This is a genomic window from Brevundimonas sp. EAKA (assembly GCF_000698025.1).
Taxonomy (GTDB): domain Bacteria; phylum Pseudomonadota; class Alphaproteobacteria; order Caulobacterales; family Caulobacteraceae; genus Brevundimonas; species Brevundimonas mediterranea_A.
Genome location: NZ_JMQR01000103.1, coordinates 1 through 10722, shown reverse-complemented (window position 1 = coordinate 10722; position 10722 = coordinate 1). Strand labels below are relative to the sequence as shown.

The 10722-nt window shown below is 64.8% G+C and carries 10 protein-coding genes and 2 pseudogenes; 4 read left to right on the top strand and 8 right to left on the bottom strand.

Annotated elements, in window-relative coordinates; translation table 11 throughout:
• Positions 1-165 precede the first annotated feature (165 nt).
• From ER13_RS13175 to ER13_RS13165, 5 genes are all read right to left on the bottom strand, one after another.
• Positions 166-657, bottom strand: a complete 492-nt coding sequence (locus ER13_RS13175; RefSeq protein WP_255343280.1) for a serine hydrolase — start codon at positions 655-657, stop codon at positions 166-168.
• Between the two features lie 53 nt (positions 658-710).
• On the bottom strand, positions 711-833 hold the full coding sequence (locus ER13_RS19325) for a serine hydrolase (protein WP_154726872.1): 123 nt from the start codon (positions 831-833) through the stop codon (positions 711-713).
• Positions 830-949: a serine hydrolase gene (locus ER13_RS19050; RefSeq protein ID WP_230307727.1), complete on the bottom strand. Its 120-nt coding sequence runs from the start codon at positions 947-949 to the stop codon at positions 830-832. The genes ER13_RS19325 and ER13_RS19050 overlap by 4 nt, the downstream gene beginning before the upstream one ends.
• A 97-nt stretch (positions 950-1046) precedes the next feature.
• A complete protein-coding gene (locus tag ER13_RS13170; protein ID WP_008261729.1) occupies positions 1047-1790 on the bottom strand; it encodes a sulfite exporter TauE/SafE family protein in 744 nt (247 codons plus the stop codon).
• Positions 1791-1802: 12 nt separating this feature from the next.
• A complete protein-coding gene (locus ER13_RS13165) occupies positions 1803-2813 on the bottom strand; it encodes a LacI family DNA-binding transcriptional regulator (RefSeq protein ID WP_008260005.1) in 1011 nt (336 codons plus the stop codon).
• Between the two features lie 130 nt (positions 2814-2943).
• Here ER13_RS13165 and ER13_RS13160 point away from each other — a divergent pair, with 130 nt between their 5' ends.
• The 3 genes from ER13_RS13160 (at position 2944) to ER13_RS13150 (ending at position 6935) form a co-directional block, all read left to right on the top strand.
• On the top strand, positions 2944-3894 hold the full coding sequence (locus ER13_RS13160) for a dihydrodipicolinate synthase family protein (RefSeq protein ID WP_008264264.1): 951 nt from the start codon (positions 2944-2946) through the stop codon (positions 3892-3894).
• 245 nt (positions 3895-4139) lie between these two features.
• Positions 4140-5339 carry an Nramp family divalent metal transporter gene (locus ER13_RS13155; protein ID WP_008260810.1) on the top strand — a complete coding sequence of 400 codons (1200 nt, stop codon included), beginning with the start codon at positions 4140-4142 and terminating at the stop codon, positions 5337-5339.
• A gap of 102 nt (positions 5340-5441) precedes the next feature.
• The gene (locus tag ER13_RS13150) at positions 5442-6935 is read left to right on the top strand and encodes an alginate export family protein (RefSeq protein WP_197019791.1); all 1494 of its coding nucleotides are present in this window, start codon (positions 5442-5444) and stop codon (positions 6933-6935) included.
• Between the two features lie 311 nt (positions 6936-7246).
• Here the strand turns inward: ER13_RS13150 and ER13_RS19045 are convergent.
• Positions 7247-7420: pseudogene (locus ER13_RS19045) on the bottom strand (IS110 family transposase); the annotation flags it as partial.
• Here ER13_RS19045 and ER13_RS18485 point away from each other — a divergent pair.
• Positions 7338-7682 carry a hypothetical protein gene (locus ER13_RS18485; protein WP_008263127.1) on the top strand — a complete coding sequence of 115 codons (345 nt, stop codon included), beginning with the start codon at positions 7338-7340 and terminating at the stop codon, positions 7680-7682. The pseudogene ER13_RS19045 and the gene ER13_RS18485 sit on opposite strands and share 83 nt — an antisense overlap.
• Positions 7683-7986: 304 nt before the next feature.
• Here ER13_RS18485 and gyrB read toward each other — a convergent pair whose 3' ends face one another.
• Both gyrB and ER13_RS18725 read right to left on the bottom strand, forming a co-directional pair.
• Positions 7987-10413, bottom strand: a complete 2427-nt coding sequence (gene gyrB, locus ER13_RS13140) for a DNA topoisomerase (ATP-hydrolyzing) subunit B (protein ID WP_035309913.1) — start codon at positions 10411-10413, stop codon at positions 7987-7989.
• Positions 10414-10557: 144 nt separating this feature from the next.
• A pseudogene (locus ER13_RS18725) lies at positions 10558-10722 on the bottom strand (DNA replication and repair protein RecF); the annotation flags it as partial.

The window sequence follows — 10722 nt, the reverse complement described above, 5'->3', positions numbered from 1 at the left end:
TAGCTCGTCAGGCTCATAACCTGAAGGTCGTAGGTTCAAATCCTACTCCCGCACCCAAACAAAACAGCCGCTGAGCACTACGCTCAGCGGCTTTTTGCTGGCCGAAGTCCAGACCCCTCGAAAATCCCAGCGGAGGCCACTAGGAGGACATGTCGCCAGGAGGATCTAGCGAACGCTCACTGCCGGGTCGCCTCTGATGGCCTCCATCACATCGTCAAAGGGAAGGTGCGCGCTGGGCGACGTGTTGACCAGAATTGCAACGGCGAGATCAGGTCCGGTGAAAATCGTCAGGCTGCTGGTGAAACCATCGATCGCGCCGTCATGGGAGACCACAGGCCCCGCCAGCGTTTCCGTCACGCCGATTCCGAGGGCGTAATCAATCGGATGATCACCATTTTCATCCGTGTAGCTCGCGCGAGCTCCATCATTCAGGCGGGCCGCAGTCAGCATCTGACGGTAGCTGTCATCCTTCAGAACTTGGCCGTGGCTCAGTGCTTGGCTCCAGATCAATAGATCGACGACCGTCGAGCGCATTGCGCCGGCAGCAAATGGGATATTCAGGCTCACCGTGTGGGCGTTAACATAGCCCGGCTTCTCCGCCACCAATCGGTCGTAACCCGAGGCCCTACCTGACGCGAGAGCGCGATCATCATCCAGTGCGCACCGGTTATGCTCAGTGGGCGGAATATCCGTGCCGCCATAAACTCCCGTCAGGGCTGCCCGGAGACCCTTTCGATTATTGCGCCAGCCAAGACGTAGTTCGAACTGGAGTAGGCCCAGCCAGTACCGGGCGGAAATTGATGGGTCGGCTCCAGCGACAGAACGTGCGTCACAGATACCGGTTCACAGGGTCATCCAGAGAGAGCTTCCCGTCCTCCGCAAGCATCAAAAGGGCGGCGGCGGTGAACTGCTTTGTCAGCGAGCCAATTCGAAAGACGCTGTCCGCCATGAGACTCAAAGCGGGGTGCCGAATGTCTGTTTCACGCGCATTCAGGCAGGCGAGTGGTGCTGTCTGCTTTAAACATCGAATAGGCCGCGCCCTCATTTCAGCCACGAAGGGTTCTCGTCGCCATTTCTAGACCAAGCAGGGCGATGGCGATGAAGAACAGGCGGCGGAACAGGGCTTGGGATATGCGGCGGCGCAGAGATTGACCAGCAATCATGCCGACGACCGCGGGGAGCGTCGCTGCAATGGAGATCAGGCCGACATCAATTTGCAGTGCGCCATGCCAGGCCAGGCCCATCGCCAGAGCCAGGCTTGAGACTGTGAAGGACAGGCCCAGGGATTGGACAAGGTCGTCCTTCGACAGGTCGAGCGACTGAAGGAAAGGGACTAGCGGGACCACCGCAGCGCCGGTCGCGCCCGTGATGGCGCCGGTGAAAAGACCCGATACCGGCGCGAGGCGGCGCTCCCATAGAGGCGAAAGGCTGAACGGCTGCGCCAATAGGCCATAGGCCGCATAGAGCGCGAGCACGACTCCCAGGGCGCCTGTGATCTGGGCGGCTTGCAGTCTCACGATCAGACTTGTGCCCGCGAGGGTGGCTGTGAACGTTAGGGCCAGCATGAGCCCGAAACGTTTTGCCAGAGGCCCCAAGCGTCCGCCGCTGAAGAGCTGCCAGACATTGGTCAAGAAGGTGGGGACGGTAGCCAGGCTGGCGGCAGTCAATGGCGACAGCAGCGCGCCTAGAAGTCCCATCACGACCGTCGGCAGGCCCATGCCGGACACGCCCTTGACGCAACCGGCGGCGAAGAAGGCGGCCGCGACAAGGACGAGTGTGGTCGACTCCATCTGATCTAAACTCTAGAGCCGCCGCGTCGATTGCCTTGGGATCAGGGTCGGCGCTGTCCGTATGATCGGCTCGGCCGGATCTTCGCCGTCGAGGAGCAGATTCACCGCAGCGGCGGCGATCTGATCGAAGGGCGTGCGCACCGTCGTCAAGGGCGTGGGCAGGTGACTGACGATCGGGATGTCGTTGTAGCCCACCACCGAGATGTCGCCGGGCACCGACACGCCGAGTTGGGCCAGCGCCGACAGGGCGCCCATGGCGGTGTTGTCGTTGATCGCGAAGATGGCGGTGGGCGGAGACGCCAGGGTCATCAGCTCGCGCGCCGCCAGATGGCCGGCGTCCAAGCCGAAGGTGGATGGCACGATCCATTCCGGCTGAACGACGAGGCCGGCTTCCTCCATCGCCCGGCGATAGCCCTCGACCCGGCTCACTGCGCTGGATGTGTCGGCGGGCCCGGCGATGACGCCGATGCGCTGGTGTCCCAGGTCGATGAGGTGGCGTGCGGCGAGATAGCCGCCCAGAGCGTCATCGCCCACCGATGACGGATGCACGCCGTCCGTGCGCAGGGCGAGGACGAAGCGCACGCCCTGGGCCGACAGCTTGTCGGCCAGGCCGTCGCCGGTCCGCGTCGTCGCCAGCACCAGTCCGTCAACGCCGCGCGCGAGCAGCATCTCGGCAGCGCGCTGATTTGCGGCCGGCTCGTCGTTGCTCGTGGCGACGATAGTGAAGCGATCGGCGCGGCCTGCTGCGCGCGCGAGGGATTCGTACAACATCGCCATCACCGTATCGGTCAGGCGCGGCACGATCACGCCGATCGTGCCGGTCGAGCCTCGACGCAGATTGGCGGCCGAGGCATCGCGGACATAACCCAGCTCTGTCGCCACGCGACGGACCAGACGAGCCGTCTCGCTATTGGAAGGCGACCGGTCGTCAAGAAAGCGAGACACGCTGCTCTTGGACACGCCGGTTGCTCGGGCGATGTCCAGAATGGTCACGCGGCCCGTTTCGCCGCGCCGCTCACGCATGTCGATGCTCTGATTCCATGACGCCTCCTGCCAGAACGCTTGACCCGGCCAAACCCGGATGTAAAGTGGGAACGATCCCGGTATCGTTCCCTATTTGGCGATACGCATAAGAAACCCCAGAGAGGAAATCATGAGCGTCATGGACTTGCGAGGCCTCAGCCCCGCCCCCGTCACAGTCTTCACTCGCGATGGCGAGGTCGATTATGCCGCCAATGCGCAGCTGGCCAAATGGCTGGTGTCGATCAAGGGCGTGAAGAGCCTGGTCATCCTGGGCCATGCCGGGGAAGGCACCTTCCTGACGGTCGAAGAGCGCCTGAAGCTGATCGAGACCTATGCTGAGGCGGTCGATGGCGCCGTGCCGATCATCGCCGGCGTCACGGGTGAGGGCACCCGCGTCGCCGCCCAGGAGGCCAAGGCCTCGAAGGCCGCCGGCGCGACGGGCGCCTTGGTCTATCCGAACCACGGCTGGCTGCGGTTCGGCTTCCAGAAGGGCGCGCCTCAGGACCGCTACAAGGCGATCTGGCAGGAGTCCGGCCTGGAGTGCATCCTGTTCCAATACCCTGACGCCACCAAGGCGTCCTATGATCTGCAAACCCAGATCGACATCGCCACTCAGGAGGGCGTGGTCGCCACCAAGAACGGCGTACGCAACATGAAGCGCTGGTACACCGAGATCCCCGAGATCAAGAAGGCCGCGCCCGAGCTGCAGGTTCTTTCCTGCCATGACGAATGGCTGCTGCCGACCATGTTCGACGTCGACGGCTTGCTGGTCGGTTATGGCAACATCGCGCCCGAGCTGCTGATTCAGTTGATCGAGGCCGGCAAGGCTCAGGACTATCCCGAGGCGCGCCGCATCTTCGAACAGCTGCTGCCGGTGACCAAGGCCGTCTATCATCGGGGTTCGCACATGGAGGGCACGGTCGCCCTCAAACTGGGTCTGGTAAAGCGCGGCGTGCTCGACCATGCCACCATCCGCGAGCCGCTCAAGAATCTGGGCGAAGCGGCGGAGCGGGAAATCTTCGCCGCCTTTGACGCGGCGGGGATCGGACCGGTCTCCGCCGCGGCCATCGCCGCCGAATGAGTTGATGGGTCCTCGCGCCGCAGGGTGCGAGGACCTTTTGCTTCCGGGGTGGTCCCGCACCGGCCCTGGAACGCGTATCACCGCACGGATGACTCCAAAGAAGCGTCACTGTGCAAGGGAGAAACAGCCAGGCGTGGACCGGTCCGAGGATCGCCGCGCCCGAAAGGAAAGTCATGTCGCATCGTGACGTCGTGCACGCGGCTCCACCCGTGCACCCCCCGAAAGTCGCGTCGAATCGGTCGCTTGTGGCCAAGCTGGCGCTGATCGGACCCGCTTTCATCGCCGGCGCCTGGCAGTTCGGCCCTGGCAATCTGACCTCTGCGATCGAGGCGGGCAGCGCCTTTGGTTACGCCCTGATCTGGGTGATCCTGGTCTCGACCGTGCTGATGATCTTCTTCACGGATATGAGCGTGCGGGTCGGAATCGCCTCGCCCCTGTCCATGATCGGCACAATCAAGCAGACGCTGGGAAAGCCGGTCGGGGTGCTGGCCGGCTGTGGCGTCTTCTTCATCACCCTGTGTTTTTCGGTCGGCAATGCGGCCGGGTCGGGTCTGGCCCTATCGATGCTGTTCGGCGGCAGCGCGGTGTTCTGGACGCTGCTGGTCACCGTGGCGGTCGGGTTCGTTCTTCTGGTCCGCAATGTCTACAAGACGGTCGAGCGCGCGCTTCTGGTGCTGGTGGCGTTGATGGCCGTGGGCTTTGTCGGCAGCGCCTTTCTTGCACGCCCGGACTGGGCGGCCGGCGTGTCCGGCGTGTTGCCCAGCTTCCCGGCGGGCGCCGAACTGCTGATCGTCGCCCTTGTCGGCACCAACTTCTCGATCAACGCCGCCTTCTTCACCAGCTACGCCACCAAGGCGCGGGGAATTCGCCGGGATGAATATGCGGATGCGACCCTGTCCGACACCATACCGGGCATCGTCGCGCCCGGCATCATGACGGCCTTGGTCATCATGGTCGCGGCAGCCGTGCTGGGACATACCGGACAGCGCGTCGAGACCCTGCCGCAACTGGCCAGCGTCTTCGAGCCTCTGGCCGGTCAGATCGGCTACTATGTCTTCGTTACGGGCTTCTTCGCCGCCGCCTTCTCCTCCATGCTGGCCAACGCCACGGCGGGCGGGACCCTGTTGTCGGACGGCCTCGGCTGGGGCGGGTCGTTCGATTCCCTGCGGACCAAGATCCTGGTGGGATGCGTCCTGCTCTTCGGTGTGCTGGTGGTGGCGTTTGCGCCGGGCTCGCGGATACAGCTGATCATTCTGGCGCAGGCGATGACCGTGCTGGTCGCCCCCATGCTGGGCGTTCTGCTGGTCCTGACGGCCAACAACAGGCTGCTCGGGGATCTGCGCAACAGGTGGTGGCACAACCTGTTCGCCGCCGTGGGCCTGATTTCCATCTTCGCCACCAGCGTCCTGCTGGTCCTCAGCCTCACGGGCGTCATCGCGCGCTGATCGCGCTTGCCCGCGCCTGCCTCCTCTCCGGAGTTCCCCGCCGGATCACAGACGTCCGGCGGGGCGGGCGTAGCGAAAACCAAGACATCGGGAGACGAGACCATGACGGTTCGTAAAGACCGGCGCGGGATGCGCCGTGGGCGGAGCGCCGCCCTGACCCTGCTGGCGCTGGCCGCCGTGCCGGCCTCCGCGAAGGCCCAAGACGTTGCGGTGACTCAGACCCCTGAGCCTTCTGCGCCCTATCCTCGCGCCGCCATCGGCGTTGGCTCTGTCGTCGGCGGCTATGCCGAGGCGCGCTGGGCCGAGGACTGGTCCGCCCTGCGCGACCCGGAGCGGCGCAAGGACGTGTTTGATCGGCTGAAATACACTCCGTTGTCGCAGGATGGGGAGGTCTGGCTCAGCCTGTCGGGCGAGATGCGGCTGCGCACCGCCCTGACCACCAGTCCCGGCCTTCGGGAGGGTGCGGACCTGCGGCTGGACACCCTGCGTCTTGTCGGCGGCGCGGATTTGCACATAGGTCGTCATCTGCGCGTCTTCGGCGAAATGGCGCATGGCGGCGCGGGCGGCGACAACTATGGAAATCCGGTCGGCGCCATCCGCAACGACCTGGCCGTCACCCAGGCGTTCTTCGATGTGACGGGAGAGATCGGCGGACGCGAGGTCGGGGTCCGCTATGGCCGCCAATTCTTCATCGACGGCTCACCCTATCTGATCAGCACCCGCAACGGCGCGACCCTGCTCACCCCCTTCAATGGAATCCGGGGGTGGGTGAGGGGCGAGCATTGGCGGGCCGACCTGTTTGACCTGCATCCGACCCGCCTGGGGACAGGAGACGTCTCCGATGACCGAACAGACGACGCTCGACGGTTCAGCGGTCTGAATGTCAGCACTCAGGTTCCAAGCGACTGGTTCGGCGGCTCTAAGCTGTATCTCGATCCTTTCGTCTGGCGTTTCCGTCAGGACGCTCGTCGCTGGGGCGCCGAGACGGCGCGGGAGGAGCGAACCTATGTCGGCGCCCGTCTGTGGGGCGCAGCCGGCCCGGCTCAGTTGGACTGGACGCTGGCGCGTCAGACCGGTCGCTTCGGTGATCGCGATATCGAGGCGTTGCAGGTCTTCACGACCCAGAGCATGCGTGCGGGGGAGGGAACGGGTGCGCCGCGCATCAGCCTGCGCGTCGACTATGGCTCAGGCGGCGGGGCCTATGATGGCGGCGTGATCCGCAACGCCTTGACCCCACAAGGCGTGCCGATCTTCTACAGCTACCAGAACGTCTTCAACCCCGTGAACATGATCGCGGTCGCGCCAGGCGTCACGGTTCGCCAGGGCAAGACCAGCGTTACGGGCGAGGTCCAGTTCACCTGGCGCGCGTCGGAACGCGACGCCGTGTATCGGGCCACCGACCTGCCCTATGCCGGCACTGAGGTGGTCGAGGGCCGCCACGTCGGCGAAGTCTGGAAGCTGCAGTTGGCGCACACGATCTCTCCCAGGACCAGCTTGATCGCCCGCTATGAGCATCTGGCTGCCGGATCGGTGCTCAAGGATGCAGGCTACGAGAGCTCGGACTACCTGACGGCCTGGGTGAACTTCAGATTTTGAAGGACGCGGCCGTTCACCAGGTTCGCCAGGGCGCCATGCCGGCGGCATTTAGTTGGACGCCAACGTCGGCTTTCCGGCGGAAGTACAATGTGCGCTTCTCTAATCGGGTGTAGGGGGCAAGCTGGTTTGTGATTGTTGTCGGCCTGATCGATCACGCGATCACGCTTCTCTTCGCAGTCTGGATGGCTCCTTGCGAGCGGAGCCGGTGTACGCATGCATGGGATCGGGGTCTTGAGAGCCTCGCTTTTGGGCGCGCTCGAAGCGCAGTAAGCATTTTCGGCTTCATCCATCCCGTCGTCCGCGCGGGACGATCCGAGCCGGAACTCTGTGCCATCGACCCACATGCGGTGCAGGACGACAGCGATCTTGCGAGCGACGGCTACGATGGCACGCCGACGGCCCTTGGTCTTCATCAGCCGCATGCCCCAGGCCTTCAGGCTCGACCATTTGATCGAGCGCATGAGCATGGCGTTGGCGGCGGCGTACCCGCCTTTGCCGATCTCAGGGCGCTATGTTCGCGAGTCGGCCTTCGAAGGAAGGACGGCAGTGGATGAGCTTGCAGCGATGATCGACGATTCAGCCCTCGAATTGATCCGCTATTGTCTGAGACGGGCCCCGGACGAGAGCATCGAGGTCAACGAGGCCTGGCTCGACACAGCGCGCGATGCCCTTGGTGAGGACGGGCCCGAGCGGGCGATCGTCACACCTTCCTGCGGTCTGGCGAAGACCGGGCGGTCGAAGGCCTGAAGAGGCGGGTAGCCTGGCTCCAGGCCCGCGTACGAAACTCGACGCCTTGGTCGTGCTTTCCGGCGCCCTGTCCGGGGAGCTCTCCGAATAGTTACTCGCGGCCGAGGAAGAGCTTTCGCGGGCAGAAGTGGGCGCAAAACAGACACCGAAGGCGAAGAAAGCGAAGACGTGAAGCGGTTTGTACTCGTAGGCCGGTGATGATCGACCCCACTCTGCTGATGAGTTTCGTTTGCTGTGACTTCAGTCTCATCTATTGTGGCCCGGGTCTCATCTGCAGTGACCCGGACCACCGCCGCCGTCTTCCTTAGACGTCCACCGCCGCGTCCAGGGCGTTTTCCTGGATGAACTCGCGGCGGGGTTCGACCACGTCGCCCATCAGTTTGGCGAACAGGTCGTTGGCGTCTTCCTCGTGTTCGACCGAGACCTGCAGCAGGGTGCGGGCGTTGGAGTCCAGCGTGGTCTCCCACAGCTGTTCCGGGTTCATCTCGCCCAGACCCTTGTAGCGCTGGATGGCCAGGCCCTTCTTGCCGGCGTCCAGCACCGCGTTCAGCAGGTCCAGCGGCCCGCGGATGGTGGTGGACTTTTCCTTGCGGCGATAGGTGGCCGGAGCGGAGAAGACGCCGTCGAAGGCGGCGGCGCGCTCGGCCAGACGACGCGCGTCCAGCGAACGCAGCAGGGTTTCTTCCAGCACGATGGTTTCCTGCACCGCGCGACGGGTGCGGGTGAAGACGACCGCGCCCTGTTCGCCCGGCGCGCCGGTCCAGTCGCCGTCGCCTTCTTCGGCATAGAGATTCAGACGCACGGCGGCCGCGGCCGAGGCCTGGGTCATGTCGGCGTTTTCGGCGAACAGGCCGGCCAGGGCCGCCTGTTCGATGGCGAAGGCGGGGGCGCGCTGGCTGAGGCGATCGACGCCGCCCTTGAAGGCCTTGGCCTCGCGCACCAGGGCCTGCAGGTCCAGACCCAGGCGACGCTCGCCGGTGGACAGGTCCAGCTCGGCCTCGGACGAGCCCTCCTCGATCAGATAGGCGTCCATCTCGGCCTGGTCTTTCAGGTAGCGAGACTGCTTGCCCTTGGAGACCTTATAGAGGGGCGGCTGGGCGATATAGACGTGGCCGCGCGTGATCAGCTCGGGCATCTGCCGATAGAAGAAGGTCAGCAGCAGGGTGCGGATGTGGGCGCCGTCGACGTCGGCGTCCGCCATCAGGATGATCTTGTGATAGCGCAGCTTGTCGGCGTTGAAGTCGTCGCGGCCGATGCCGGTGCCCAGGGCCAGGATCAGGGTGCCGATCAGGTCCGACGACAACATCCGGTCGAACCGGGCGCGCTCGACGTTCAGGATCTTGCCGCGCAGGGGCAGGACGGCCTGGTTCTCGCGGTTGCGCGCCTGTTTGGCCGAGCCGCCGGCGCTGTCGCCCTCGACGATGAACAGTTCGGACTTGGCGGGATCCCGCTCCTGGCAGTCGGCCAGCTTGCCGGGCAGGCTGCTGATCTCCAGCGCCGACTTGCGGCGGGTCAGGTCGCGGGCCTTGCGGGCGGCTTCACGCGCGGACGCCGCCTCGATGATCTTGGCGACGACCATCTTGGCCTCGACCGGGTGTTCCTCGAACCATTGGGCCAGCCCCTCGGAGCACAGGGCCTCGACGGCGGGGCGCACTTCGGACGAGACCAGCTTGTCCTTTGTCTGGCTTGAGAATTTTGGATCCGGCACCTTGACCGACAGGACGCAGGTCAGGCCTTCGCGGGCGTCTTCGCCGGTGACGGAGACCTTCTCCTTCTTGCCGGCGCCCGAGCTCTCGATATAGCCGCCCATGACGCGCGTCAGGCTGGCGCGGAAGGCCGACAGGTGGGTGCCCCCATCCCGCTGGGGAATGTTGTTGGTGAAGCACAGCATGGTCTCGTGATAGGAGTCGTTCCACCACAGGGCGAGATCCAGCTCGATCCCTTCCTTCTTGCCGCGAATGACGATGACGTCCTTCAGGATCGGCGCCTTGGACTTGTCCAGGTGGCGCACGAAGGCCTCGACCCCGCCCTCGTAGTGCAGGATGGTTTCGGTCGGCTCGGCGCTGCGCTGGTCGGCCAGTTTGATGACCACGCCCGAGTTCAGGAAGGCCAGTTCCCGCAGCCGGTGTTCCAGGGTCTTCAGATCGAAGTCGATGTGGCTGAAGGTCGTGACCGACGGATAGAAGGTGACCTCGGTGCCGCTCAGCGGCTTGCCGGTGTCCTCGCGGATCGGGGCGTCGCCGGTGATCACCAGCGACTTGACCGTGTCGCCGCGCTCGAACCGCATCTGGTGCGCCTTGCCGTCGCGATAGATCTTCAGCTCCAGCCAGTCGGACAGGGCGTTGACCACCGACACGCCCACGCCGTGCAGACCGCCCGAGACCTTGTAGGAGTTCTGGTCGAACTTACCGCCGGCGTGCAGCTGGGTCATGATGACCTCGGCCGCCGAAACGCCTTCGCCCTCGTGGATGCCGGTCGGAATGCCGCGGCCGTTGTCGGTCACGGTGACCGATCCGTCGGCGTTCAGGATGACCTGGACCAGGTCGGCGTGGCCGGCCAGGGCCTCGTCGATGGCGTTGTCCACCACCTCATAGACCATGTGGTGCAGGCCGGAGCCGTCGTCCGTGTCGCCGATATACATGCCGGGACGTTTGCGCACCGCGTCCAGGCCTTTGAGAACCTTGATGGAATCGGCGCCGTATTCGGGCATTTCGGCAATCGGATCGGTCATGAAATCTGTAGCTCTGAAGTCCCGACCGGGACGGGGATTGAGCGCCGCGTCGGGCGCTCGAATCGACGACGGGATCGCACCGCATCGAAGCCCGCAACATATAGGAATTTCCGACGAAAAAGCGAGGAATTCCGTGCCGGAATCCTAGTCGCTCTCCAGCGCTCCGCCGGCGACGCGGACGAACTGCGCGCGGCCGTCCAGACCGGCGAACAGGCTGCGTTCGGTGCCGGTCATGAAGGCCTGGAGGTTCAGAGCGACGATCTCGTCGAACAGGGCGGCGCGACGGGCTTCGTCCAGGTGGGCGGGGGC

Bases quoted from the DNA above. Each gene is read 5' to 3' on its own strand.
- ER13_RS13165 (WP_008260005.1), bottom strand. From the start codon at position 2,813: ATGCGTGAGCGGCGCGGCGAAACGGGCCGCGTGACCATTCTGGACATC.
- ER13_RS13150 (WP_197019791.1), top strand. From the start codon at position 5,442: ATGACGGTTCGTAAAGACCGGCGCGGGATGCGCCGTGGGCGGAGCGCC.
- ER13_RS13170 (WP_008261729.1), bottom strand. From the start codon at position 1,790: ATGGAGTCGACCACACTCGTCCTTGTCGCGGCCGCCTTCTTCGCCGCC.
- gyrB (WP_035309913.1), bottom strand. From the start codon at position 10,413: ATGACCGATCCGATTGCCGAAATGCCCGAATACGGCGCCGATTCCATC.
- ER13_RS13160 (WP_008264264.1), top strand. From the start codon at position 2,944: ATGAGCGTCATGGACTTGCGAGGCCTCAGCCCCGCCCCCGTCACAGTC.
- ER13_RS19050 (WP_230307727.1), bottom strand. From the start codon at position 949: ATGGCGGACAGCGTCTTTCGAATTGGCTCGCTGACAAAGCAGTTCACC.